The organism is Deltaproteobacteria bacterium (assembly GCA_020848905.1).
Lineage (GTDB): Bacteria > Myxococcota_A > Polyangia.
Map to the genome: position 1 here is coordinate 1 of JADLHG010000036.1, position 24,533 is coordinate 24,533.

19 protein-coding genes are annotated in these 24,533 nt (G+C 71.0%); 9 read left to right on the forward strand and 10 right to left on the reverse strand.

Features of this window, described 5'->3' with window-relative positions:
- The 4 genes from pheA to aroH form a co-directional block, all read right to left on the reverse strand.
- Positions 1-826: prephenate dehydratase (gene pheA, locus IT371_15425; GenBank protein ID MCC6749050.1), on the reverse strand; the 826-nt coding region annotated here is incomplete at its 3' end.
- The gene (locus IT371_15430; protein MCC6749051.1) at positions 823-1,686 is read right to left on the reverse strand and encodes a prephenate dehydrogenase; all 864 of its coding nucleotides are present in this window, start codon (positions 1,684-1,686) and stop codon (positions 823-825) included. The genes IT371_15430 and pheA, both read right to left, overlap by 4 nt.
- Before the next feature lies 1 nt (position 1,687).
- Entirely contained in the window at positions 1,688-2,701 is a 1,014-nt protein-coding gene (aroF, locus tag IT371_15435) for a 3-deoxy-7-phosphoheptulonate synthase (protein ID MCC6749052.1), read from the reverse strand.
- A gap of 34 nt (positions 2,702-2,735) precedes the next feature.
- The gene (gene aroH, locus IT371_15440; GenBank protein ID MCC6749053.1) at positions 2,736-3,098 is read right to left on the reverse strand and encodes a chorismate mutase; all 363 of its coding nucleotides are present in this window, start codon (positions 3,096-3,098) and stop codon (positions 2,736-2,738) included.
- A gap of 125 nt (positions 3,099-3,223) precedes the next feature.
- Between aroH and IT371_15445 the strand changes: the two genes are divergently transcribed.
- The 4 genes from IT371_15445 to IT371_15460 all read left to right on the forward strand — a co-directional run bounded on the left by IT371_15445 (position 3,224) and on the right by IT371_15460 (position 8,526).
- On the forward strand, positions 3,224-4,549 hold the full coding sequence (locus IT371_15445; GenBank protein MCC6749054.1) for an NAD(P)-dependent oxidoreductase: 1,326 nt from the start codon (positions 3,224-3,226) through the stop codon (positions 4,547-4,549).
- Entirely contained in the window at positions 4,549-5,841 is a 1,293-nt protein-coding gene (preA, locus tag IT371_15450) for an NAD-dependent dihydropyrimidine dehydrogenase subunit PreA (protein ID MCC6749055.1), read from the forward strand. Before IT371_15445 ends, preA begins: the two co-directional genes overlap by 1 nt.
- 87 nt (positions 5,842-5,928) lie before the next feature.
- Positions 5,929-7,212 carry an AarF/ABC1/UbiB kinase family protein gene (locus tag IT371_15455; protein MCC6749056.1) on the forward strand — a complete coding sequence of 428 codons (1,284 nt, stop codon included), beginning with the start codon at positions 5,929-5,931 and terminating at the stop codon, positions 7,210-7,212.
- A gap of 192 nt (positions 7,213-7,404) precedes the next feature.
- Positions 7,405-8,526, forward strand: a complete 1,122-nt coding sequence (locus tag IT371_15460; GenBank protein ID MCC6749057.1) for a hypothetical protein — start codon at positions 7,405-7,407, stop codon at positions 8,524-8,526.
- Here the strand turns inward: IT371_15460 and IT371_15465 are convergent.
- Entirely contained in the window at positions 8,510-9,625 is a 1,116-nt protein-coding gene (locus tag IT371_15465; protein ID MCC6749058.1) for an aminopeptidase, read from the reverse strand. The genes IT371_15460 and IT371_15465 overlap by 17 nt on opposite strands.
- Before the next feature lie 260 nt (positions 9,626-9,885).
- Between IT371_15465 and IT371_15470 the strand changes: the two genes are divergently transcribed.
- Positions 9,886-10,968: a hypothetical protein gene (locus tag IT371_15470; protein MCC6749059.1), complete on the forward strand. Its 1,083-nt coding sequence runs from the start codon at positions 9,886-9,888 to the stop codon at positions 10,966-10,968.
- Here the strand turns inward: IT371_15470 and IT371_15475 are convergent.
- Genes IT371_15475 through nifJ form a run of 3 tightly spaced genes read right to left on the reverse strand, consistent with a single transcriptional unit; the run spans position 10,941 to position 16,424 of the window.
- The gene (locus tag IT371_15475; protein MCC6749060.1) at positions 10,941-11,828 is read right to left on the reverse strand and encodes a sulfite exporter TauE/SafE family protein; all 888 of its coding nucleotides are present in this window, start codon (positions 11,826-11,828) and stop codon (positions 10,941-10,943) included. The two genes, IT371_15470 and IT371_15475, sit on opposite strands and share 28 nt — an antisense overlap.
- A gap of 7 nt (positions 11,829-11,835) precedes the next feature.
- Positions 11,836-12,843: a dihydroorotate dehydrogenase-like protein gene (locus IT371_15480; protein ID MCC6749061.1), complete on the reverse strand. Its 1,008-nt coding sequence runs from the start codon at positions 12,841-12,843 to the stop codon at positions 11,836-11,838.
- Positions 12,840-16,424 (reverse strand): pyruvate:ferredoxin (flavodoxin) oxidoreductase, encoded by a 3,585-nt coding sequence (nifJ, locus tag IT371_15485; GenBank protein ID MCC6749062.1) that lies wholly within the window; start codon positions 16,422-16,424, stop codon positions 12,840-12,842. The genes IT371_15480 and nifJ overlap by 4 nt, the downstream gene beginning before the upstream one ends.
- Before the next feature lie 308 nt (positions 16,425-16,732).
- Here nifJ and IT371_15490 point away from each other — a divergent pair, with 308 nt between their 5' ends.
- Positions 16,733-17,908: a hypothetical protein gene (locus IT371_15490; GenBank protein MCC6749063.1), complete on the forward strand. Its 1,176-nt coding sequence runs from the start codon at positions 16,733-16,735 to the stop codon at positions 17,906-17,908.
- A 33-nt stretch (positions 17,909-17,941) separates the two neighbouring features.
- Here IT371_15490 and IT371_15495 read toward each other — a convergent pair whose 3' ends face one another.
- Positions 17,942-18,562, reverse strand: a complete 621-nt coding sequence (locus IT371_15495; GenBank protein MCC6749064.1) for a hypothetical protein — start codon at positions 18,560-18,562, stop codon at positions 17,942-17,944.
- Positions 18,563-18,735: 173 nt separating this feature from the next.
- On the opposite strand from IT371_15495, the gene IT371_15500 reads away from it, so the two are divergent.
- A complete protein-coding gene (locus tag IT371_15500; protein ID MCC6749065.1) occupies positions 18,736-20,211 on the forward strand; it encodes an aldehyde dehydrogenase family protein in 1,476 nt (491 codons plus the stop codon).
- A 9-nt stretch (positions 20,212-20,220) separates the two neighbouring features.
- Here IT371_15500 and IT371_15505 read toward each other — a convergent pair whose 3' ends face one another.
- The gene (locus IT371_15505) at positions 20,221-22,095 is read right to left on the reverse strand and encodes a hypothetical protein (GenBank protein MCC6749066.1); all 1,875 of its coding nucleotides are present in this window, start codon (positions 22,093-22,095) and stop codon (positions 20,221-20,223) included.
- Positions 22,096-22,318: 223 nt separating this feature from the next.
- On the opposite strand from IT371_15505, the gene IT371_15510 reads away from it, so the two are divergent.
- Both IT371_15510 and IT371_15515 read left to right on the forward strand, forming a co-directional pair.
- Complete coding sequence (locus IT371_15510; protein MCC6749067.1) at positions 22,319-23,191, forward strand: acyltransferase; 873 nt, start codon at positions 22,319-22,321, stop codon at positions 23,189-23,191.
- Between the two features lie 43 nt (positions 23,192-23,234).
- Positions 23,235-24,518: an aspartate aminotransferase family protein gene (locus IT371_15515; GenBank protein ID MCC6749068.1), complete on the forward strand. Its 1,284-nt coding sequence runs from the start codon at positions 23,235-23,237 to the stop codon at positions 24,516-24,518.
- Positions 24,519-24,533 lie beyond the last annotated feature (15 nt).

The window sequence follows — 24,533 nt, forward strand, 5'->3', positions numbered from 1 at the left end:
GATCCGGCTCGTCGTGCCGCGGGTAGGTGCCGAAGACCCGCAGCAGCGTGCAAAGCTCCTCCAGGTGCGAGAGAGCGCGCTCGACCGGCTGCCGCGGCCCCTCGTGCACGCAGTCCAGGTAGAAGACGTAGGACCACGCTTCGCCCGGCAGGGGGCGCGACTCGATCTTCGTCAGGTCCAGGTCGCGCAGGGCGAAGACGGCGAGGGCCTTGAAGAGCCCGCCGGGGCGGTTCGGCAGCGAGAAGGCGAGCGAGGTCTTCTCGGGCCCCACGCCGGGAGCGGAGAGGGGCTCGCGGGCCAGCACGAGGAAGCGCGTCACGTTGCCCGCGCGGTCCTCGAAGTCGGACTTCAGCACGGACATCCCATGGACTTCGGCGGCCAGCCGGCTCGCGATCGCCGCTGCGTCGCGTCGCCCGCTCAGGGCCAGGTCGCGGACCGCGCTCGCCGTGTCGTAGGCCGGCTCGGTAGCGACGCCCAGCGCCGCGAGCCGCGCCTCGCACTGCGCGAGGGCCTGCGGGTGCGACCTGACGACGCGCACCGCCTCGAGCGGTACCCCGGGGGCGGCGATCAGACAGTGCGAGATGCGGAGCGTCTGCTCGCCCACGAGGTGCAGCCGGTGCCGGAGGAGCAGGTCGTAGTTCCGATGAATCGTCCCGGCCAGGGAGTTCTCGATCGGCACGACGCCCCGCTTGGCGCGCCCCGCCTCGACGGCCTCGAACACGGCGTCGAAGCTCGGCTCGGAGGTCGGCTCGGCCGTATCGCCAAAGAAGGCGCGGCAGGCCAGCTCCGAGTACGCGCCGCGCTCCCCCTGGAAGGCGACCCTCATGAACGGCGGTTGAGCTGGTGCCACCGCCTCTGCACCGACCCGAGGTGGGCCGCGAGTGCCTCCGGGTCCTCCGCCTCGATCCGGCGCACCAGCTCGTCGAGGGCGCCGCGCGCGCGAGCGAGCACGGGGAGCAGGAGGTCGGCGTTCGTGACCAGGATGTCGGCGATCATCCGCGGATCGCTGCCGGCCACCCGCGAGGTGTCCCGAAAGCCCGACGCGATCAGCGCCTGCCCCTCCTCGCGGAGCCCGTCGGTGGCCGCCACGAGCGCCGCCGACAGGGCGTAGGGGAGGTGGCTCACGGTGGCCACTGCCGCGTCGTGCGTCGCCGCGTCCATCCACAGGGGGCGAGCGCCGAGGGCCCCCACGAGCGCCTCGGCCTTCGCCTCCGCCTCGGGGGTGGTGCGTTCGCTGTCGCAGAGGACGAAGGTCTTCTCGGCGAAGAGCTCCGAGTCGGCGGCGCCGAAGCCCGCTCGCTCCTTGCCGCACATCGGGTGCCCGCCCACCGCGAGGAGCTCCTGGGGGAGTTCGTCCATCGCCGCGATCGTCGCGCGCTTGGTGCTGCCGACGTCGAGGACCAGCGTACCGGGGGCGAGGAACTCGGGGAGCTCGGGGAGCAGCCGGAGGTTCGTGCGCACCGGCGCGGCGAGCACCACGATGGTCGCCTCGCCGAGCAGGTCGCCGAGCTCCGCGCTCGCGTCATCGAGCAGGCCGAGCGCCGCGGCCTGCGACCGGGTTCCTTCGTCGGGCTCGATGGCGCTCAGCTTCGCCACGTCGTCTCGAATGGCCAGCGCGAGGGAGCCCCCCATCAGTCCGAGCCCCACCACGCACACCCGCTCTTGCTTCAGCGCGCGCGTCCACATCTCAGGCGTTCCTCCCCACGGCACGGGCCACGGCGCGCACCTCGCGCACCAGCTCGGCGAAGCGTTCGGGTTTGAGCGATTGCGGCCCATCGGAGAGAGCCCTCTCCGGGGCCGGGTGCACCTCGACGATGAGTCCGTCCGCGCCCGCGGCGACGGCGGCGCGCGAGGCGGCGGCCACGAGCTGCCACTGCCCCGTGGCGTGGCTCGGGTCCGCGATCACCGGCAGGTGCGTGCGATGCTTCAGCACGGGGATGGCGTTGATGTCGAAGGTGTTGCGGGTATAGGTCTCGAAGGTTCGAATGCCGCGCTCGCAGAGCATCACCTGCGCGTTGCCTTGCGCCAGGATGTACTCGGCGCTCATCAGGAGCTCCTCGAGCGTGCTCATCAGGCCGCGCTTGAGGAGCACGGGCTTTCTGCACTGGCCGACGGCCTTGAGCAAGTTGAAGTTCTGCATGTTCCGCGCGCCGATCTGCAGCACGTCCGCGTACTCGACGACCGGCGCGATCTCCTCGATCCCCATCACCTCGGTCACGACCGGCAGCCCGGTGGCCTCGCGCGCCTCGGCGAGGAGCTTGAGCCCCTCGAGCCCCATCCCCTGAAACGCGTAGGGCGAGCTGCGCGGCTTGAACGCCCCGCCCCGGAGCGCCGTGGCCCCCGCTTCCTTGACGGCGTGCGCGGTCTCGAGGATCTGCTCGCGGCTCTCGACCGAGCAGGGCCCGGCGATGAGCAGGAGCTCGGCCCCTCCGGCGGTCACCGCACCGACGGGGAAGCGCGTTCCCTCGGGCCGGCTGTGGCGGCTCGCCAGCTTGTAGGGCTCCAGCACGCGCACCGCGTTCGAGACCCCCTCGAGCATCGTGAACTCCGGGGGGTCGAGCAGTCGCCCGTCCCCGACCAGGCCGATGATCGTCCGCTCGGCGCCCGGGCTCAGGTGGGCGCGCAGGCCCAGGCGCTCGGCGTGCCGCACCACGGCCTCGATCTGCGCGGGCGAGGCGTGGGGCTCCATGATGATGACCATGCGGGGCTCCGTTCCGGGAAAAGGGGCTGACGGGTCAGCGCGGCCAGCGGCGGTCCGGGCGGAGCCGTACCGCGTCGCGCAGATAGACGTGCTTGATCTCGTCGGCGCGTCGGGCCGTGTTCCAGTGCAGAAGGACGCGGATGCAGCGCGGGAGCGCGCCCGGGACGGGCAGCTCCTGGCTGCAGAGGATCGGGGTGTCGGAGTAGCCGAGCTCGCGGGCCGCCTGCGCCGGGAAGGCCGAGGTGAGGTCAGCCGTCGAGGTGAAGAAGATGCTCGCCACGTCCTGGGCCTGGATCTGATTCGCCTTGAGGAGGGTCGAGAGGAGCTCGCGCGCGGCCTCCACGATCGCCGCTGCCGTGTTCTCCTCGGCGGTCGTGGCGCCCCGTACCCCCCGCATGGCCGTCGGTGCATCCTTCATGCGAGGGATGCTGACACACTCACCAGCCCCTTGCCAAGCCGACCGAGGCCCTCCTAAGATACGCCGCTGGCCTGTTTTTGCGCGGTCACGACGACGAGGAAACCATGACGGCAATCCCCACCGCGCGCGAGGGTGCGACCCCCGAGTTCGCGCCGCTCAAGCCCGCTCTGAGCCGCGACGAGGCGCTCGCCGAGGCGAGCCGCTGCCTCTTCTGTTACGACGCGCCCTGCACGCGAGCCTGTCCGACGCAGATCGACGTGCCGGCCTTCATCAAGAAGATCGCCTCGGGGAACCTGAAGGGCTCCGCGCGCACGATCCTGGAGGCGAACGTCCTCGGCTACTCGTGCGCGCGCGTCTGCCCGACGGAGGTGCTCTGCGAGGGGGCCTGCGTCCTGCACGACCTGCACAAGCGGCCGATCGCGATCGGTCAGCTGCAGCGGTACGCGACCGAGCCCGTGGTCCGGGGGCGGCAAGCGCTCTTTCGGGCGGCGCCCTCCAACGGTCGTCGCGTGGCGGTGGTGGGCGCGGGTCCGGCGGGCCTCTCGTGCGCCGCCGAGCTCGTGCGCGCGGGCTACGCGGTGCAGGTCTACGAGGCCGCGGCGCAGGCGGGCGGCCTGAACACCGTCGGGGTCGCGGACTACAAGCTGGACCGCGACGCGGCGCTCGCCGAGGTGGCGTGGGTCGAGAGCCTCGGCGTGACCGTGCAGTGCGGCACGCGGGTCGGGGTGGACCTCCCCTTCGAGCGGCTGCTCGCGGACCACGCCGCGGTCTTCGTCGGCGTGGGGCTCGGCGCGGTGCCGCCGCTCGGCATCCCGGGCGAGGGGCTGTCCGGCGTGCGGGACGTGCTCGAGTTCATCGCCGAGCTCAAGACGCGACCCAAGGCGGAGGTCTCGCTGGCCGGCCGGCGCGTGGCGGTGCTCGGCGGAGGGAACACCGCCATCGACGGCGTCACGCAGGCCTCTCGCCTCGGGGCGGCCAAGGTCTACCTCGTCTACCGCCGCGGCCCGGCGCAGATGCCGGCCTACGCGCACGAGGTCGAGCTGGCCCGGCTCGACGGGGTCGAGCTGGTCTTCTGCGCCCAGCCCGTCGCGGTGCTCGGCGAGACGCGCGTCGAGGGGCTGCGCTGCCAGCGGACCCGGGTTAACGCAAGCGGGAGCGCCGAGCCCATCCCCGGCGAGACCTTCGAGCTGCCCGTCGAGCTCGTGCTCCGCGCGACGGGGCAGGAGAAGCGGCGGGCCTTCTGGTCGGCCATCCCGTCGCTCTCCCTCGACGCGCGGGGTTGCGTGGCGGTGGACGCCGAGGGGCGCACGAGCCACCCGCAGGTGTGGGCCGGCGGGGACTGTGCGAACGGCGGCAAGGAAGTGGTGAACGCGGTGGCCGAGGGGAAGCGCGCCGCACGGAGCATCCACCGCGTGCTGGAGGAAGGCTGATGGCCGATCTGCGGGTGAATCTGGGCGGCATCAAGGCGCCGAACCCCTTCTGGTTGGCCTCGGCCCCGCCGACCAACACCGGGGATCAGGTGATGCGCGCCTTCGACGCCGGCTGGGGCGGCGCGGTCTGGAAGACCCTCGGCGAACCGGTGGTCAACGTCTGGTCCCGCTACAGCTCGGTGGACTACGGCGGGCAGCGCATGATGGGGCTCAACAACATCGAGCTCATCACGGACCGTCCGCTCGCCGTCAACCTGCGCGAGATCGCCGAGGTCAAGAAGCGCTACCCGAAGCAGGCCCTGGTGGTGAGCCTGATGGTGGAGTCGAAGCGCGAGGCCTGGCACACGATCGTCAAGCAGGCCGAGGACGCCGGGGCGGATGGCCTCGAGCTCAACTTCGGCTGTCCGCACGGCATGTCGGAGCGCGGGATGGGGTCGGCCGTGGGGCAGGTGCCGGACTACACCTGCCAGATCACCGAGTGGGTCAAGGAAGTGGCCCGGACCCCCGTGATCGTGAAGCTCACGCCGAACGTGACCGACGTGCGCTACGTGGCGCGCGCGGCGGTGCGCGGCGGCGCGGACGCGGTGAGCCTGATCAACACGATCAACAGCGTGACGAGCATCGACCTGGACACCTTCGCCCCACGCCCCACCGTGGCCGGGCTCTCGTCGCACGGGGGCTACTGCGGTCCGGCGGTCAAGCCCATCGCGCTGAACATGGTGGCGGAGATCGCGCGCGACGCCGAGTGCGACACGATCCCGATCAGCGGCATCGGCGGGATCTCCACCTGGCGCGACGCCGCCGAGTTCATCCTGCTCGGCGCGACCTCGGTCCAGGTCTGCACCGCGGTGATGCACTACGGGTTCCGCATCGTGGAGGACATGCTCGACGGCCTGAGCAACTACCTCGACGAGAAGGGCCTCGCCACGCTGGACGAGCTGCGGGGGCGGAGCGTGCAGCGCGTGCGCGACTGGAAGGAGCTGGACCTCAACTACGTGGTGCGAGCCGAGATCGCGCAGGAGAAGTGCATCGGCTGCGGGCTCTGCTACACGGCCTGCAACGACGGTGCGCACCAGGCGATCGGCGCGCGGCGGGACGAGCGGCGGGGGCGGACCGAGGTGTGGGTCAAGGAGGACGACTGCGTCGGGTGCAACCTCTGCAGCCTGGTCTGCCCGGTGATGGGGTGCATCACCATGCGCGCCATCGAGACCGGGCACGGCAAGGTGACCTGGGAGGACCACCAGGGGGGTAGGGGGAAGCTGGCTCCGCGGCCGCAGGACCGGCACCACTAGGCCTACGGGTCGAGGTTTCCCGCGGGCCGTAGCCCAGGAAAGTGCCCCATTGCCCGGTGGCGGCGCCCCGCGTAGGCTGATCGGCACATGCGTCCCTTCGTGATCGCCGGCCGGGTTTTCGTGATGGGCGTCGTGGTCTTCTGGTACCTCACGCTCTACGGCTTCGGCCGCCTGCGCGTGCGACTGCTTCCGCGGGGAGAGCGGGCCCGGGCCCGCGCGCGGCTGCAGGGCCGCATCCTGCGGCGCGTGCTCACGGCCCTCGGCGCCACCTTCATCAAGCTCGGGCAGGTGCTCAGCACGCGCCCCGACCTCCTCGAGCCCGAGGTGATCGACGAGCTCAAGCAGCTCCAGGACAAGCTGCCCCCCTTCTCCTTCGAACGGGCGCGGCGGCAGATCGAGGGGGACCTGGGCGGACCGGTCGAGCAGCACTTCGCCGAGATCGAGCCGGCCCCGGTGGCGGCGGCGAGTGTGGCCCAGGTGCACCGTGGACGCCTCGCGGACGGGCGCGTCGTGGCGGTGAAGGTGCTGCGCCCCGACGTGCGGCAGAAGGTGGAGCGCGACGCGGCCATCCTGCGCGCGGGAGCCCGGCTCGTGGCGCTGCACCCGCGTGCGCGGCTCTCGGACCCGGTCGGGCACCTCGAGCACTTCGTGCAGGGGATCATCGATCAGACCGACCTCCGGCTCGAGGCGGCGCACTACGAGACCTTCCGCCGCAACTTCGAGGACGAGCCGCGGGTGCGCTTTCCGGAGGTCCACCCGACGCTCTCGAGCGGCAACGTGATGACGATGGAGTTCGTGGAAGGGAACAAGGTGGATGCCCTCCCCCCCGGCGACCACCGCCCGCTCGCGCTGCTCCTGCAGGACCTCGTCATGCGCATGTGCTTCGAGCACGGCTTCGTCCACGCCGATCTTCACCCGGGGAACTTCCTCGTCCTTCCCGACGGAAAGGTCGTGCTCTTCGACGTGGGGCTGGTGAAACGCCTCGGTCCGGGCCTCCTGCGCCAGTTCACGGACTTCACCCGCTGCATGACGATGGGGGACGCCAAGGACATGGTGGCCCACCTGAAGGAGTTCCACGGTTACGTGGGACAGCTCGACTGGGACGAGGTGGAGCGCGACCTGGAGGTCTTTCTCGGCCACTTCCGTCAGCTCGACGTGGCGCAGCTCGAGTTCGGCGGACTGGTCAACGACCTCTTGGCGCTGGCGCGGCGGCACCGACTCCGCCCGATGGCCGAGATGGTGCTCGTCCTCGTGGCGCTCGTCACGATCGAGGGGGTCGGCAAGAGCCTCCATCCGGACCGCAACCTCTTCGACGAGACGGCGCGCTTCCTCGGTCCGTTGCTGGCCCGCGGCCAGGGCCTCGGCGCCTGACACAGAAGCACGTCGTTGCGTGATCAAGCCGTGGGCAAACATGGTCGCAGTTTAGGTGACGTGCGGCACGCGCGCTGAGTCGTGCGCGCCACAGTGCAGCGCGCGGGCGACGGCGTACGATGGCGCACGCGGGGTCGAGGCTGCGTTTTCGCGCCCGCCGCGCCGGCACGCGCTTTGCTCCCACCGCGCGTCATGCGACCTCTGCGACTCTCGCGTCTGCGTCGTTCGGCCGCCGCCTGCGCCGTCGCGTGCGTCGCGACCCTCTCCGGCTGCGCGGGGCTGCGTCCGGTCCACCCACGCATGGCCCCCGAGTTCGCGCGGGGCGAGGCGCCGGTGCGGAAGGTGGCCCTGCTCCCCGTCGACCTCAGCTTGCAGGTGGCCGGCCGCTCGGTGCGCTCGCCGGAGCTCGAGCGCGCCATCCAGGCGCTCAGCCATCGGGCCGTGAGCGAGCTGGTGCTGGCGCTCCGTCGGCGGGGCTACGAGGTGAACGCGGTGCTACGGCCCGACGGAGTGGCGCTCGCGCTCCCCGGGGGGAAGCTCGAGGCCGTGCTGCATCCGCAGGACCTTCTCGCCCTGCGCGTGCAGCTCCACGAGCAGACGGCGCACGCTCCCCCCGGTCCCGGCCCGCTCGAGGCCGAGACCTCGCCCGAGCTCACCATCCCGCTCAAGGCCGTGCTGGGGGCCGACGCCACGCTCTACGCCCGAGGCTGGGCCTACGTGGCGCCGAGGCAGAGCGGCTGGATCACCGCGCTGCAGATCGTGGGCATCACGCTCCTCGTCGCGGTGGCGGTGGTGCTGATCGCCGCCGCCATCGCGGGCAAGGGGAAGGGGCTGAGCGGCCTCGGCAAGCTCTTCTCGGGGATCGGGCGCGGGGCGGCGCACGTCGCGGTGGCCCTCGGCCGCATCACGGTGCGGGCGCTCCCCGAGCTCGTGCGCCTCGGCGCGATCGCGACCCACGCCGGGAGCCGACCCTGCCGGAGTTGCGTGCCTCCTCCCGATTGGCGGGATCCCTGGGACCGGTCACCGCCCCGGGAGAGCGGCGCGCGTCAGCTCCCGCACCCGGTCCCGCTCACGCTCGACCTGCGCGGGAGAGGACCGGCCCCGACGAGCTCGGTCGCGGGAGTGGCCATCTCGCTCGTGCACAACGAGACGGGGCGCGTGCTCTGGCACGCGGGGCAGACCTTCGAGGTCACCCTGACCGGGGAGGGGAAGCTCGAGCGCCTGATCGAGCACTTCCTGAAGCAGCTCCCGCTGGCGCCCGGTCCGCTGCCCGGTCCGCTGCCCGGTCCGGCCCGGCTCAGAGCCCCGCGTTGAGCCCCTGCAGCTCGGCGGGCACGAACCGGCCGTCCTTGCGGACCAGCTCGCCGTCGAACCAGATCTCGCCGCCGCCGTGCTCGGGGGTCTGGATCAGCACCATGTCCCAGTGGATGCAGCTCCGGTTGCCGTTGTCCGCTTCGTCGTACGCGTTGCCGGGCGTGAGGTGGAACGAGCCGCCGATCTTCTCGTCGAAGAGCGCGTCGAGCATGGGCTGGCGCACGCGGTTGTTGCAGCCGAGCGACCACTCGCCCACGTAGCGCGCCCCCTCGTCGGCGTCGAAGATCTGGTTCAGGCGCGCCTCGTCCCGCGCGCAGCTCGCGCGCACGATCTTGCCGGCGCGGAACTCGAGCTCCACCTGCTCGAAGACCGTCCCCTGATAGAGGGCCGGCGTGTTGAAGCGGATCACCCCGTTCAGGCTGTCCCGGACCGGGGCGGTGAAGACCTCGCCGTCGGGGATGTTGCGCTGACCGTGGCAGGGGCGCACCGGGATCCCCTTGATGGAGAACGTGAGCTCGGTCCCGGGGCCCACGATCCGCACCCGGTCGGTGCGGCTCATGCGCGCGACGAGCGGCTCCTGGTCCTTGGCCATCTGCACGTAGTCCGCCGTGCAGACGTCGTAGTAAAAGCGCTCGAAGGCCTCGGTGCTCATCTTGGCCGCCTGCGCCATCGAGGGCGTGGGGTAGCGGAGCACGACCCACTTGGTCTTCGGGACCCGCACCTGCGTGTGCACCGCCTGCCACCAGAGCTTCTGATAGAGCTCCATCTGGGGCGGGGGCACGTCGGAGAACTGGCTCGTGTTGGTCGCGCCACGGATGCCGATGTAGGCCTGCATCTGCTCCATGCGGGCGCGTTCGAAGGCGCCGGCCGCGCCGAGGCTCTCCTCGGTGCCCTCGCGGTAGAGGGCGCGGAGCACCTCGTTGTTCTTCCACTCCACGAGCGGGTGCGCCCCACGGGCGCGGGCCAGGCGCACGAGCTCGCACACCAGCCGCGTGTCGGGCAGGTCGAAGGCCTCGATGAGGACCTTCTCGCCGGGTTGAAGCTGGCAGCTATGGTCCACGAGGGTCTCGGCCAAGCGGGTCATACGGGGGTCGGACATGCGGGCTCCTCCGGTCGGGTGTCGGGCGGTCGAGGAACGGAAGAGTAGAAGCACCGAGGCGTGGCGGTCAACGCGGGGCAGCCCTGGGTCGTGGCCCGGTCGCGGGTCGCGCCGTGCAACCTCGCGTGTGCAGGCGAGGTGGGGTGGTCCCCCCCGGGGATCTCGTCGCCGCGCCGCGGCACCTCGCCATCCCCGGGACTTGGGAAGCGCCGAGCGTGCGCGAGCCCGTGGCACCCGGGTTGCTTTGGTCGAACCTCTGCATGACCCACACAACGCCGTTCTCCGCCCCCCCGTCCCGTCAACGTCGTCACGCGCGCTGGGCCCTCGCGCTCGGCGCCGCGCTGTCGTGGTCCGCCTGCGCACCTCCCGAGCTGGAGGGGGACGTGGACGGGGAGGACCACGTGCACGAGCACGCCCCCGACCCGGCGGAGGGCGAGCGGCAGATGGCGGCGGCGTGCACGGATCCGGCGCACACCCATCCGAAGTCGCCCGTCTTCGGCAAGAGCATCGACCGCTACGCCTCCTACGTGGGGCAGTCGCGCTGCGATCCCGTCGCCAAGCCCGGCGTGGTCAGCTTCACCAAGCTCGTGCTGGCGGCGTACCCGTGCACGAGGAGCTACGGCATCGTGCGCGCGTGCAACTCGGGCGGGCAGAGCGAGCACAAGGAAGGGCGCGCGTGGGATTGGGGCCTCCCCGCGTCGCATCCGGCGACCAAGGCGCTGCTCACCTGGTTGCTCGCCACCGACGCGCAGGGGCACCGGCACGCCATGGCCCGCCGCTTCGGCATCATGTACATGATCTCGAACCGGCGCATGTGGCGCGCGTACAGCCCGAACGACGGCTGGCGCTCGTACAGCGGGTCGAACCCCCACACCGATCACGTGCATATCAGCTTCAGCTGGGCGGGAGCACGCAAGGAGACCAGCTTCTGGCATCCACCGGCCCAGCCGAAGCCCCCCGAGCCGCGCGCGACGAACACGACCCCGAAGCCCGAGCCCAAGCCGGACCCGTCGCCGACGCCCGACGCGACGGCGACCTCGGACAAGGGGGCCTCGCCTCCCGCGACGCCGGGGAAGGAGCCCGCGCTGCAGGCCACCGAGGCGGAGCTGGAGCTCGCGGATTCCCCCGGGGATTCCACCGCTCCAGGGCCTGACGTGGAAGAGCTCGATCACCCGGACCCGCAAGCCGTGCAGGACCCGGCGGCCGACGCGATCACCGGCGGCTGCGGCGTGATTCCCCGTCGGGGGAGCGGCTCGTGGCTTCTGCTCGGGGGTCTGCTCGCGCTCGCCTGCGGCCGTCGGTGGAGGCGCCGCCCTCAGCGCCGCGCCAGCTCGACGCCGTAGAAGGTGGCCAGCGCGAGGCACACCAGGCCGAGCAACCCTTCGATCGGTCGAGGGGCGACGCGCCGCTGCAGGCGCGCCCCGAGGTAGATGCCGGCCATTCCCCCGAGGCCGAAGAGGGCGCCGAGGGGGTAGTCGGGCAGGGCCGCGGCCTTGCCGAGGAGGGCCGGGCTCGCGGCGAAGAAGAGGACCGCCACGCTCGAGGTGGCGCAGGTGCCCATCAGCGCCGCGCCCGCGATGCTGTGCACGGGCAGCCCGAAGACCGAGACCAGAAAGGGGGCGATGAGCGCGCCGCCGCCGAGGCCGTAGGCTCCGCCCAGCACCCCCACGGCGAGCGTGAGGGCCGCGAGGCGCGGGACCGAGACGCGGCAGCTCTCGTTCGCGTGCTCGTATTCGAGCACGCGCGGGGTGAAGCGCACCACCCGCACCGGACCGCCGAAGGCCGGCGGGGGCGCGCCGGGGCCGGGTCCGCGCCGCCGGCGAAGGAGCATGCGGGCCCCGAGGAGCACGAGCACCAGCGCGACGAAGCCCTTGAAGCGCGTCGCCTCGGGCATCAGGTAGATGCGGCCGAGCGAGCCCAGGATCACCCCCGGAATGCTCCCCGCCAGGATCGTCGCGGTGAGCGGCCAGAGCATGCGTCCCTCGCGCAGGTGGCGGTAGACCCCGAGCGGGATGGCGAGCACGTTGAAGAGGTGATTCGTCGGGTTCACCGACGGGCCCGCGAAGCCGAGCACGCTCACCTGGAACGGTACGAGGATGAGTCCCCCCGCCACGCCCCCGAGAGAGGTGAAGGTGGAGACGCCGAAGGCGGCCAGCAGGGGCACGAGGGGCGAGGTCTCGACCCCGGAGACGGGGAAGCGCATCGGCCCGCTACGGGCGCTCCGAGGTGAACGACGCGAGAGCCCGCATGTAGTTCGCCCGCTCGAAGGCCTCGGGGTTCGGGCTATGGAGCTGGCTCAGGCTCCCCTGGAGCTGGCGCACCGACTCGTAGTCGTTGTCGGCGAGCCAGCTCTCGAGCTCTGCCAGGATCTGGGCCGGATACGCGGTGCCATAGCGCAGCAGCGACGAGACCAGCATCACCACGTCCGCGCCGGCCAGGAGCAGCTTCACCACGTCGTTCGACGTGACCGCGCCGCTGCTCGCGGCGAGCGAGGTCTTCACCCGTCCGTGCAGGATGGCGATCCAGCGCAGCGGCAAGAGCAGCTCCGCCGCCGTGCTGAGCTGCAGGTGGGGGCGGACCTCCAGCGCCTCGACGTCGATGTCCGGAAAGAGGTAGCGGTTGAAGAGCACGACGCCGTCCGCGCCCGCCGCCACGAGCCGCCCCACGAGGTGGGCCACGGAGCTGAAGTAGGGCCCGATCTTGACCGCGAGGGGGATCGTCACCTCGGCCCGCACGGCTTCGACCAGCTCGACGTAGCGCTGCTCCACCGCCTGGCCGCTTACCGCAAGGTCCGACGGCAGGTGATAGATGTTCAGCTCGACGGCGCTCGCCCCCGCCTCTTGCATCAGCCGCGCGTGCCGGATCCAGCCTCCGGTCGACTGACCGTTCAAGCTGGCGATGACGGGGATCGAGAGCTTGGTGCGCGCCTCCTCGATGCGGCGGAGGTAGGCCCCCGGGCCGGTGTTGTAGTCGTCGAGCTCGGGGAAGAAGTGGAGCGACTCGGGGAAGCTCTCGGCGCCGAAGTCCCGGACTCGCGCGAGCGCCATCTCTTCGTGCTCGATCTGCTCCTCGAACAGCGACGGGAATACGACCGCGCCGACCCCCGCACCCTCGAGCTCCTTGAGCTCGTCGAGGTGCCCGGTGAGGGGCGAGGCCCCTGCTACGATCGGGTTTTTCAGGGTGAGACCCAGATAGGTCGTCTGCAGGTCGACGCTCATTCGCGCACCTCCTCTTCCTCCGCGCGCGGCACCGTACGTTCCACGCCGGCGAGCTGTCGGTAGAGCCGCCAGCGTTGATCGATGTCCTGTTGCGCCAGGTCCATGAGCCGCCGGGCGTGCCCGGGGCGCGACCGTTCCAGCATCGCGAAGCGCGCCTCCTCGCGGGCGAACTCGCTGAACGAGAGGTCCGGGTCCCGGCTGTCGAGCTGGAACGGCGCCCCCTCGCCCTCGAAGCGCGGCACGAAGCGGTAGAGCGGCCAGTAGCCGCTCTTCACGGCGGACTGCATGTGCGCCATCGACTTGGACATGTCGATGCCGTGCGCGATGCAGGTGCTGTAGGCGATGAGCAGCGAGGTGCCCGGGTACGCCTCCGCCTCGAGCATCGCGCGAATCGTCTGCCGCGGGTTGGCCCCGATCGCGATCTGCCCCACGTAGACGTCGCCGTAGGCCATGGCGATCATCCCGAGGTCCTTCTTGCCGCTCGTCTTGCCGCTCGCGGCGAACTTGGCGATCGCCCCGCGGGGGGTGGCCTTCGAGGCCTGGCCCCCGGTGTTCGAGTAGACCTCCGTGTCCAGCACCAGGATGTTCACGTTGCGCCCCGAGGCGAGCACGTGGTCGAGGCCGCCGAAGCCGATGTCGTAGGCCCAGCCGTCGCCGCCGATGATCCAGACGCTGCGCTCGACGAGCGCGTCGGCCACGGCCAGCAGTCGGCGCGCCGCCGGGTGGCTGATGGTGCGCAGGCGCTCCTTGAGCTGCTGCACCCGCTCGTGCTGGCGAGCGAGCTGCTCCTCGGTGCGCTGCTCGGCGAGGAGCAGCTCCGCCGCGACGTGCTCGCCGAGCTGGCCCTTGAGGTCACCGACCAGCTTCTGGGCCAGCTCCTTCTGGTGGTCTACGCCGAGGCGCATCCCCAGGCCGAACTCGGCGTTGTCCTCGAAGAGCGAGTTGGCCCAGGCGGGACCGCGGCCGTCGCGCCCCGCGGACCAGGGGGTGGTGGGCAGATTCCCGCCGTAGATCGACGAGCAGCCGGTCGCGTTGGCCACGAGCAGCCGCTGGCCGAAGAGCTGCGTGAGGAGCTTCAGGTAGGGGGTCTCGCCGCAGCCGGCGCAGGCCCCCGAATATTCGAACAACGGTTCTAGAACCTGCGATCCTTTTACCGTGTCGAGCGCCGGGACGGTGCGGTCCATCTCGGGGAGCTGCATGAAGAAGGCGAAGTTCCGTCGCTCGGTCTCGAGGTGCTCGGGCTTCGGCGCCATGTTGATCGCCTTGTGCCGCGCCACCTCCTTGCTCCGCGAGGGGCAGACGTCCACGCAGACCCCGCAGCCCGTACAGTCGTCGGGGGCGACCTGCACCGTGAGCTGCGTCCCCGCCGGGAACTCCTTGCCGCGCCAGGCCTTGGTGGGGAAGGTCTTCGGCGCTCCCTCGAGCGCGGGGGGCGTGTAGGCCTTCATGCGGATCGCAGCGTGCGGACAGACGAGCGCACAGAGGCCGCAGTCGGTGCAGATCTGCGCGTCCCAGATCGGGATCTCGGCCGCGATGCTGCGCTTCTCCCAGCGCGCGGTGCCGACGGGGAAGGTCCCGTCGGGAGGCATCGCGCTGACCGGCAGGAGGTCTCCCTTGCCCGCGAGAATGATTCCCGTCACGCGCTGCACGAACTCGGGGGCCTGAGAAGGCACGGGGGGATGCCGGCGCAGGGTGCCCCGCACCTGGGAGGGCAGCGGCACCTCGGCGAGCCCCGCCAGCGCGCCGTCGATGGCGGCGTCGTTGCGGCGGATCATCGCCTCGCCCAGCTTCTGGTAGCTCTTGCGCACGGCCTCCTTGATGTGGCCGATCGCCTCGTCCACGGGGAGCACCTTGGAGAGCGCGAAGAAGCAGGCCTGCATGACGGTGTTGATGCGCCCGCCGAGCCCGGCCTCGGTGGCGACCTTCACCGCGTCGATGACGTAGAACTTGAGGCGTCGCTCGAGGAGCTGCTCCTGGACCTCGAGGGGGAGCTGCTCCCAGACCTCGCTCGCGGGGTAGGGGCTGTTGAGCAGGAAGGTGGCCCCCGGCTCGGCCAGCTCCAGCACGTCCAGCTTCTCGAGGAAGTTGAACTGGTGGCAGGCCACGAAGCTGGCCTGGCGGATGAGGTAGCTCGAGTGGATCGGCTTGGCGCCGATGCGCAGGTGCGAGACGGTGATCGACCCGGACTTCTTCGAGTCGTAGACGAAGTAGCCCTGCGCGTGGAGCGGCGTGTAGTCGCCGATGATCTTGACCGAGTTCTTCGTGGCGCTCACCGTGCCGTCGGCGCCGAGGCCGTAGAAGACGGCGCGCGTGACGGCCGGGGACTCGGGGAGCCAGCTCGCGTCGTAGCGCAGGCTGGTGTGCGTCACGTCGTCGACGATGCCGACGGTGAAGTGACGCTTCGGTGACGTGCCCTTCAGCTCGGCGAGGACCGCGGCCACCATGGGCGGCGTGAACTCCTTCGACGAGAGCCCGTAGCGGCCGCCGATGACGTGGGGGAGCGGCGCGCCGGGGCGTTGCCCGGGCCACTCCTCGACGAGCGCGGCGAGGGTGTCGAGGTAGAGCGGCTCGCCCGTGGCCCCCGGCTCCTTCGTGCGGTCGAGGACGGCGAGGCTGCGCGTGCTGGAGGGGAGCGCGGCCACGAAGGCCGCGGCGTCGAAGGGGCGGTAGAGGCGGACCTGCAGGAGCCCGACGCGCTCCCCCTTTTGCACCAGCGCCTCGACGGCCTCGCGCGCGGCCCCGACGCCCGAGCCCATCAGCACCACCACGCGGTCGGCGTCCGGCGCTCCGTGGTACTCGAAGATCCGGTAGCGTCGGCCGGTGCGGTCGGCGAAGCGGCCCATGGCCTGCTCCACCAGCGACGGGACCGCCTGGTAGAACGGATTGCAGGCCTCACGCGCCTGGAAGAAGACGTCGGGGTTCTGCGCCGACCCGCGGAGGACCGGGCGGTCCGGGTTCAGCGCCCGCTGCCGGTGCGCCTCGATGAGCGACTCGTCGAGGAGCGCGCGCAGGTCCTCGGCCTCGAGGAGCTCGATGCGGTTCAGCTCGTGCGAGGTGCGAAACCCGTCGAAGAAGTGCAGGAAGGGGACGCGCGAGGCGAGCGTCGCCATCTGCGCCACCATGGCCAGGTCCTGCGCCTCCTGTACCGAGGCCGAAGCGAGCATGGCCCACCCCGTGCTGCGCGCCGCCATCACGTCGCTGTGGTCCCCGAAGATCGAGAGCGCGTGCGTGGCCACGGTGCGCGCGGCGATGTGGAAGACCGTCGAGGTCAGCTCCCCCGCGATCTTGAACATGTTGGGGAGCATGAGGAGCAGCCCCTGCGACGCGGTGAAGGTCGTGGCGAGCGCGCCGGCCTGCAGCGCCCCGTGGATGGCCCCGGCGGCGCCGGCCTCGCTCTGCATCTCGACGACCTGCGGGATCGCGCCCCAGAGGTTCGCCTGGCCGGCCGCGGCCCAGGCGTCCGCCAGCTCGCCCATGGGCGAGGCGGGGGTGATGGGGTAGATCGCCACCACCTCGCTCGCGAGGTAGGCGACGTTCGCGGCGGCTTCGTTGCCGTCGATTGTTGCGTTCGGACGGGTCATCGGTCTCCTCCTCGGGCGCTAGCCCGTAGGGCTCGGCGGGAAGGTATCACACGGTGGCACCGTGCACGGCGTCGCCGTGGGCCTGGTTCCGGCCGCCGCCCGGGGGGACGAGCGCGCGACCGGCAACCCGGCCCCGGCAACCCGATCCCGAGTGACCCTTTCGGCCGCCGAGGTGGCTAGCGCGGCCGCCGCCCGCAGGGGGTCGGGAGTCGCCAGCGAACCCGCATCGTGAAGCCATCCTCGCGGGAAACGTAATGATGCCGGGCTGTCGAGGTCGGCACGAGCCCTGCAAACTGCGCTGTGCAACCATGTTGTTCGCCGCCTCGATCCGCCGCGCATCTCTAGCCCTTCTGGCTCCGCTCGCCCTGGCCTGCGGTCTCGAGCCCGAGCCCGAAAGCACGAATCCCCCCGCCGAATCCCCCGGCCTCTATCGCACGGCTCCCGTCGCGGGCGCTGGCGGGAGCGCCCCGGCCGAGGCGGACCTGACGCTTCGCAGCCGCGGACTTCAGGCGGTCGGCGAGCCGCTGCGCCTCTTGCGCGTGGAGCCCTTCACCGACGGTCGCGCGCCTCAGATCCACACCGCCTTCGGGGATCGTCGCGTCCCGCAGATGCTCAAGGTCTTCAAGGTCTCGCGGCCGGGCGGACTCGCCGCCGGCGTCGAGGACGGCGCCCCCGTCCAGGCGCTGCAGTTCTCGACCCGCTCCGGCGAGGGGCTGCGCCTGCCCTGGGGCGGACCCGGGATGGGGGGCGGCCTGGCCGGTCTCGTGCTTTACGCCGACGCCGATAGTCTGACGATCCACTACGGCGGAGAGGACGACCCGAAGCGTGGGTACACCCTCTATCTCCTCGGCCTCAAGGTGGACCCGGAGCTGGTCGCGCTCTACGAACGCTGCGTGCAGGACGGGCGGGCCAGGCTCCCCGTCCTCGCCGCGGGCGAGCAGGTGGGCTGGGCGGTGCGTGAGCTCCTCGTGGCCGTGCGTCGGTACGGCACGTTTCTCGACCCGCGCCTCGAGAGGGATTTCTACGTCGGAGCGAGCCTCGTGGAGCCGTCGGCCGACGACCGCATGTCCCGGGGCCCCGCTCCGAGTCCGTCGCCGTCGCCCTCGCCGGGCACCGGGGCGGGTTCGGGTTCGGGCGCGTCGTCCTCGTCCACGCCGGTCGCGGCGCGCGTCCAGGGACGGTTTTGCACCTCGGCCACCGTCTCCTTCGAGCTCTCGAAGCCCCCCGCGGCCTGCGAGACGCTGGACGTGACCGTGCGCTCCCTCAAGAGCCACAGCTGGGTCCTCCTCGGCATCAAGCCCTCGGCCGGTGAGGTCGTCTGGCTGACCAAGCCGGCCGACGCGAGCTGTACCGGCGGCTGTCACTGGACCTTCCCCGCCGTGAAGCTGCCGTGCGTCGCGGGCCCCTACTCGCTGATCTTTCTGAAGGACGCCACGGACAACGTGCCCGCGAAGGGGACGCTCATCGGAGCCTGCGAGCCGTAGCCTGGGAGCCTGCGCGGCTCGTGCGGGGTGCGGCTACTTCGGCGTCCGGGTGACGAAGCAGACCGCCTGGAACAGGTCGACCGGGAAGTCGCCCTCTACGAGCTTGCCGTCGACATACGCCTTGCCGTGAACGGTGGTCTTCGGAATCGTCGTCACGAGCGTGACGTCGCCGTCGTCGGCGGGCAGCGCCTGGCTGCGGTAGCGCCCCGTCGCCTCGGCGCGGAACTTCAACACGGGAGTGGACCGCCCGGGGACCCGTTCCTTGGCGTAGGCCCGCAGCGCGATCGTCCGCCCCGTGACGTTGCCGTTGTCGCCCACGGTCTCCATGGGAACGATCGTCATGCGGTAGTACGCGTCCGAGGTGGAGAAGGGAGCGGGCCAGCTCGAGAAGGCGCGGCTGAGCTGCGGGCCCCGGACCCAGACGGTATCCTCGTTGCCGTACGGCTGGCCGTTGGTCAACGCGTAGTTGCTGAAACAGGCGAACCCGAAGGTGTAGGAAGCGGTGGCGGCCTGCCGTTCGCTCGAGACGGCCTCCCCCCCCTCGTCGGCCGAGGTGGCCTCGCAGCCGCCGAAGACCCCGATGGCTCCGGCCAAGATGGCACCCGTGACGCAGCGGGAGATGACGCACCGAACTTCGCTCTTCTGGGTCCTCATGGGCTACTCCTGGTACGAGGTGGGCGGACGTGTACCAGCGCGCCTCCGGACGGTCAGTGACTCGAGTCAGTGACCCGCGAGGCCGCCCGGGACCGGGACCCGCTCCGGGCCGCCTTGTGACCTGGCCCCCCCCTCCGTATACTGCGCCTCCTTCTAGCAATCGAGGCATGCCCATGGAAACGAAGGTGCTGGCTCACATCAACGGGAAGTGGGTCGAGGCGCAGGCGTGGCGGGACAACGTGAACCCGGCCGACCGGCGCGAGGTGATCGGCAAGGCCGTGGACTGCGGCGTCGAGGAGGCGCGGGCCGCGATCGCCGCGGCGAAGGCGGCGCTCCCCGGCTGGCGGGCCACGCCCGTTCCCGTGCGCGCCGACGTGATCTTTCGCGCGCAGCGCCTGATGGAGCAGCGCCTCGAGGAGCTCGCGCGGGCGCTGTCGTGGGAGGAGGGGAAGATCCTCGCCGAGTCGCGCGGCGAGGTGAAGAAGGCGATCCGCATCCTGGAGTTCATCGCGGGCGAGGGGCGGCGGGCGGCCGGGCTCGTGGTGCCGTCGGAGCTGCCGAACACGCTCTGTTACACGCAAAGGCAGCCTCTCGGGGTGGTGGGGCTCATCACGCCCTGGAACTTCCCGGTGGCGATTCCGGCCTGGAAGATCGCCCCGGCGCTGGTGGCGGGCAACACCGTGGTGCTCAAGCCGGCCGAGCAGACGCCGCTCACGGGTCGCCTGGTGGTAGAGCTCTTCCTCGACGCGGGGCTCCCCCCCGGCGTGCTCAACTTCGTGCCCGGCCCCGGCGAGACCGTGGGGCAGACCCTGGTCACGCACCCCGACGTGGCGGCGGTGAGCTTCACCGGTTCGAACGAGATCGGGATGCTCATCTACCGGCAGACGGCCGAGCTCAACAAGAAGTGCCAGTGCGAGATGGGCGGCAAGAACCCGCTCGTGGTGCTCGCCGACGCCGACGTGGCGCTGGCTGCCGCGGCGACGGTGGACGGGGCCTTCGGCAGCACCGGGCAGCGCTGCACGGCCACGAGCCGCGCCATCGTGGACGCGGCCGTGCACGACCGCTTCGTCGAGCTCGTGGTGAACGCCGCCAAGGGCTACCGCATGGGCAACCCGCTGGCCGAGGGGATCCACATGGGCCCGTCGGTGGACGCCGAGCAGTACGAGCAGGTGCACCGCTACATCGCGCTCGGCAAGCAGGAGGGGGCTCGCCTCGTCTGCGGCGGCGAGAAGCTCGCGAGCGGCGAGCTGGCGCACGGGCTTTTCACCTCGCCCACGGTCTTCGTGGACGTGAAACCCGAGATGCGCATCGCCCAGGAGGAGATCTTCGGACCGGTGCTCTCGGTGATCAAGGTGCAGGGCTACGACGAGGCGATCCGTGCGGCGAACGGCGTGAAGTACGGCCTCTCGTCCAGCGTCTACACGCAGGACCTCCGGCTCGCGCAGCGCTTCATCGACGAGATCGAGACCGGGATCACCCACGTGAACAGCCCGACGCTCGGCGGCGAGGCGCAGCTTCCCTTCGGCGGCGTGAAGGCCACGGGGGTCGGGCAGCGCGAGATGGGCTGGACCGCGGTCGAGTTCTACAGCGAGCTGAAGACCGTGTACGTGGACTACACCGGGCAGAAGCGCTCCACGAACATCTACTAGGAAGCCCCCCTAGGCGTCGCCGCCGCGCGCCTGGTTGTAGGCCACGAGCAGGGCTTTGCCGGCCTCGAGGCCGAGGGCCCCGCCGGCCGGAATCAGGTGGCGCGGCACGACCAGCCTTCCGGGCTGGACCTCGATGCGACCCCCCGTCTTGAAGCTGACGCTGCACTGCGGGTCGGCGAGCTGACGCAGGAGCTGGCGCGCTCCGTCGAGCCGCGGCTCGTGGGTCTCGGCGAAGGCCATGAGCCTGACCACGCGCTGCTTGTCCGCCTGGCCGAGCCCCGAGAAGCTCGGGCTCCGCTGGAGGTCGGCCAGCATGGTGCTGAGCGGGTGCTCGAGAGCGTGCCGGAGCACGAGGTGACGGAGCCCCTCGTCCCGCGCGTCCGGCTTGCGGGGAGCGCGCGGATCGAGGACGCGGGTTTCCGGCCGGTAGTAGCGATTGATGGCGCTCGTGAACGAGGTGCCCGGGCGGGTGCTCGCCGCGTCGAGGATGACCCCGACCTCGGGGACCGTCGCGCCGAGGCGCAGAGCGAGCGGAACGCTCTGCGCGACCTCCCAGAGCAGGTGCTGCTCGCCGCGCTGCTGTTCCGCGCGCTCGAGCAAGGCGATGAGCTCGCGCTTCTGTTCCTTCGGCAGGCGCACGAAGGCGTCGGTGGCGTCCTTCACCACGGCGAGCAGGTAGTCGCTCGGGCGGTTGCGCGTGGCGCGCTCGAGGACCTTCATCCGCAGGGCCGCGTCGGGCACCGGGCGAACGCTCGCGTCGGCCATCGGCAGACGGGTCGAGTAGAGAGACTCCTGCCCCGGGGGCAGGTTGCCGAGCGCGCGAAGCCGCGGGTGCGTGCCCCAGAGCAGGTCCAAGAGCGGGTCGGCGCGCGTCGCATCGAAGGCGTGCTTGGCGGATAGAATCTCGCGGAGCTCTTCGGGCGACACCCCGACCTTGAGGGCGCGCAGCACGTACCGCAGGCGCACGTCGTTCCGCGGCACCTCGGGCCTCTCCGTCGCCGCGTTCAGCACGGCCACGAGACCGTCGCGCAGCTCGCCGTAGCGGGGGTTCGCCAGGTACCCGACCAGCGCTCCCGGCCTCATCTCGAGGTAGGCAGGTCGACGCACGAGGACGCGGATCACGGCCTCTCGAGCCGCTGGGCCGAGCGTGGACCAGAGCCGCGACTCGCACGCGCCCTTCACGTTCTGGACGAGCTGAGAGCCGTTGCCGGAGGCCTCGACGACCCTGGTGAGCACCTCCTGCTGCAGCGGTCGGCCGAGCTCGGCCCACCTGGGCCACTCGACGAGCGACCGCACCGTTCCGAGCGAGCGGAGCGCGGCGACGGGATTGGCCGTCTTCAGCGCGTCGGCCTCCCCCGCTTCGAGCTTGGCCTTGACGGAGTCGACCCCGTGGCGGTTCCTGACGCCCGTGTTGAAGAACAGGCGTTCGAAGGGGCTCGCGCTTGCGAAGGCAGGGGTGGCGAGGAACTTCGCGAAGAGGTCGAGCTCGCCGCTGTAGAGCATCCCGGCGGTGAGGTCGGACAGGTACTGCGAGCGATCGTTCCACGCCACGGCGGAGAGCGCCCCGATCAGGTGGTCGACCAGGCCCGGGGTGACCTTCGGCTTGCGCAGACCCGCGACCGAGCCCGTGACCGCCGGGTTGTGTCCCTCGCGGCGGAGGAGAGTGCGGAAGAGCTGCTGCTGCGTAAACGGGAGGCGCTGAAAGACCAGGGAGGCCTCGAGCCGCTCGAGGGCTGCCGAGGCGTTGCGGCGCTGCGCGAGGGCCTCGAGGCCGGTGACGCGCCGGAAGGTCTTCACGAGCCCGGTCTTGGCCTGGACGTTCGTGAAGGAGAGGGCAGACGCGAGCAGCAGCAGCGCGGCGAGCGCGCTTCGGGCCTGTAACATGACCTACCTCGGAGCTGGCGTTGCAGCAGCTCACTGCACGCGGCGTGCCGCGGGAGAGCTTCGTTATCTGCGTGGAACTGCGGGGGACGCCCGGAGCATGGGGTCAGGTGACCCGGCCAGCCCGGCTCCGGGTCGGGCTGCTGCGGGTCGGCCTTGTTCGCCAGCGAGACCGCGCCGTATACTGCGCCCCTCGAATTTACCCCCGCTCCACGAGGTGCTGACCATGCCGCGAACCGTTCGTTGTGGGCTCATCCAGTGCGCGAACCCGGTGAACGACGAGTCGCGTCCGGTCTCCGAGATCCAGGAGGCCATGTTCCAGGCTCACCTGCCCTTCATCGAGGAGGCCGGCAAGAAGGGGGTGCAGATCCTCTGCCTGCAGGAGATCTTCAACGGCCCGTACTTCTGCCCGAGCCAGGACAAGCGCTGGTACGACGCCGCGGAGCCGGTGCCCGGCCCCACCGTCGAGCGCCTCGTTCCCTACGCGCGCAAGCACAAGATGGTGATCGTGGTGCCGGTCTACGAGCGCGAGATGGCCGGCGTCTATTACAACACGGCGGCCGTGCTCGACGCGGACGGGACCTACCTCGGCAAGTACCGCAAGCACCACATCCCGCACACCTCGGGCTTCTGGGAGAAGTACTTCTTCAAGCCCGGAAACCTCGGCTACCCCGTCTTCGACACCGCCTACGCCAAGGTCGGGGTCTACATCTGCTACGACCGCCACTTCCCCGAAGGGGCGCGCATCCTCGGCCTGCACGGGGCGGAGATCGTCTTCAACCCGTCGGCCACGGTGGCCGGCCTCTCGCAGTACCTCTGGAAGCTCGAGCAGCCCGCGCACGCGGTGGCCAACGGCTACTTCATGGGGTGCATCAATCGGGTCGGGACCGAGGCCCCGTGGGGGATCGGCAAGTTCTACGGCACGAGCTACTTCGTCGACCCGCGCGGCCAGATCGTCGCCGAGGGGAGCGAGGACCAGAGCGAGCTCATCACCGCCGAGCTGAACCTGGACACGATCGAGGAGGTGCGCCGCGTGTGGCAGTTCTTCCGGGACCGCCGCCCCGACGCCTACGAAGACCTGACCAAGCAGCTCCCGTAACCCGCGCCGAACAGGAAGGACGACCGCCGTGCCTGATAGCAAGCTGACCTCGCAGCAGATCCGCGACAAGCAGAAGGAGTTCCTCTTCCCCTGCGTGATCACCTATTACAAGGAGCCCCTGGTGATGGCCAAGGGGCAGGGGACGCGCCTCTGGGATCACGACGGCAAGGAGTACCTCGACTTCTTCGGCGGGATTTTGACCGTCTCGCTCGGACACTGCGAGCCGCGCGTTAACCAGCGCATCGCCCAGCAGGTGCTCGAGCTGCAGCACGTCTCGACGCTCTACCCGACGGCGCAGCAGGTCACGCTGGCCGAGCGGCTCGCGCACCTTACGCCGGGACGGCTGAAGAAGTGCTTCTTCACCAGCTCCGGCACCGAGGCCGACGAGACCGCGGTGCTCCTCGCCGAGCTGCACACCGGGAACCAGGAGCTCGTGGTGCTGCGGCACGCCTACGCCGGGCGCTCGATGCTGGCCATGAACATCACGGGGCACGCCCCCTGGCGGCTCGTCGCCTCGAAGGTGGCGACGGTCAAGCACCTCGCCGCGCCGTACTGCTACCGCTGCCCGTTCGGCCAGACCTATCCCGGCTGCGGGGTGCGCTGCGCGAAGGACCTCGAGGAGCTGATCAAGACCACGACCTGCGGGCGCATCTCGGCCTTCATGGCCGAGCCGATCCTCGGGGTCGGGGGCTTCATCACGCCGCCCCCCGAGTACTTCCAGATCGCCGTCGAGATCACGCGGAAGCACGGCGGGGTCTTCATCTGCGACGAGGTGCAGACCGGCTTCGGCCGCACGGGAGATCACTGGTGCGGGATCGAGCACTACGGGGTCGAGCCCGAGATCATGACCTTCGCCAAGGGGATCGCGAACGGCTCGCCGATGGGGGCGACGATCGCCACCCCCGAGGTGGCCGACTCCTTCAAGGGGCTCTCGATCTCCACCTTCGGCGGCAACCCGGTCTCGGACGCCGCGGCGCTCGGGACGATCGAGGTGATGGAGCAGGAAGAGATCCCGAAGCGGTCGCGGCGGCTCGGCGACAAGCTGCGTGCGGGGCTCGAGGCGCTGCAGAAGCGCTTCGACTTCATCGGCGAGGTGCGCGGCAAGGGGCTGATGCAGGCCATCGAGCTCGTGAACAGCCACCAGACCCGCGAGCCGGCGGCGGAGCGCACGAACGCGCTGATGGAGGCGTCGAAGGCGCGTGGCCTGCTCATCGGCAAGGGGGGGCTCCACGGCAACGTGCTGCGCATCGCGCCGCCGATGCTCATCGACGAGGCCGCGCTCGACGACGGGCTGAAGCGGCTCGGGGAGTCGCTCGCCGCGATCTAGTCCTTCCGTCGCGCG

Coding starts and splice junctions, on each gene's coding strand:
- aroH (MCC6749053.1), bottom strand. CDS start 3,098: ATGCGGGGGGTACGGGGCGCCACGACCGCCGAGGAGAACACGGCAGCG.
- IT371_15445 (MCC6749054.1), top strand. CDS start 3,224: ATGACGGCAATCCCCACCGCGCGCGAGGGTGCGACCCCCGAGTTCGCG.
- IT371_15490 (MCC6749063.1), top strand. CDS start 16,733: ATGTTGTTCGCCGCCTCGATCCGCCGCGCATCTCTAGCCCTTCTGGCT.
- IT371_15470 (MCC6749059.1), top strand. CDS start 9,886: ATGACCCACACAACGCCGTTCTCCGCCCCCCCGTCCCGTCAACGTCGT.
- IT371_15460 (MCC6749057.1), top strand. CDS start 7,405: ATGCGACCTCTGCGACTCTCGCGTCTGCGTCGTTCGGCCGCCGCCTGC.
- nifJ (MCC6749062.1), bottom strand. CDS start 16,424: ATGACCCGTCCGAACGCAACAATCGACGGCAACGAAGCCGCCGCGAAC.
- IT371_15505 (MCC6749066.1), bottom strand. CDS start 22,095: ATGTTACAGGCCCGAAGCGCGCTCGCCGCGCTGCTGCTGCTCGCGTCT.
- preA (MCC6749055.1), top strand. CDS start 4,549: ATGGCCGATCTGCGGGTGAATCTGGGCGGCATCAAGGCGCCGAACCCC.
- IT371_15430 (MCC6749051.1), bottom strand. CDS start 1,686: ATGTGGACGCGCGCGCTGAAGCAAGAGCGGGTGTGCGTGGTGGGGCTC.
- IT371_15480 (MCC6749061.1), bottom strand. CDS start 12,843: ATGAGCGTCGACCTGCAGACGACCTATCTGGGTCTCACCCTGAAAAAC.
- IT371_15510 (MCC6749067.1), top strand. CDS start 22,319: ATGCCGCGAACCGTTCGTTGTGGGCTCATCCAGTGCGCGAACCCGGTG.
- IT371_15455 (MCC6749056.1), top strand. CDS start 5,929: ATGCGTCCCTTCGTGATCGCCGGCCGGGTTTTCGTGATGGGCGTCGTG.
- IT371_15495 (MCC6749064.1), bottom strand. CDS start 18,562: ATGAGGACCCAGAAGAGCGAAGTTCGGTGCGTCATCTCCCGCTGCGTC.
- IT371_15475 (MCC6749060.1), bottom strand. CDS start 11,828: ATGCGCTTCCCCGTCTCCGGGGTCGAGACCTCGCCCCTCGTGCCCCTG.
- aroF (MCC6749052.1), bottom strand. CDS start 2,701: ATGGTCATCATCATGGAGCCCCACGCCTCGCCCGCGCAGATCGAGGCC.
- IT371_15465 (MCC6749058.1), bottom strand. CDS start 9,625: ATGTCCGACCCCCGTATGACCCGCTTGGCCGAGACCCTCGTGGACCAT.
- IT371_15500 (MCC6749065.1), top strand. CDS start 18,736: ATGGAAACGAAGGTGCTGGCTCACATCAACGGGAAGTGGGTCGAGGCG.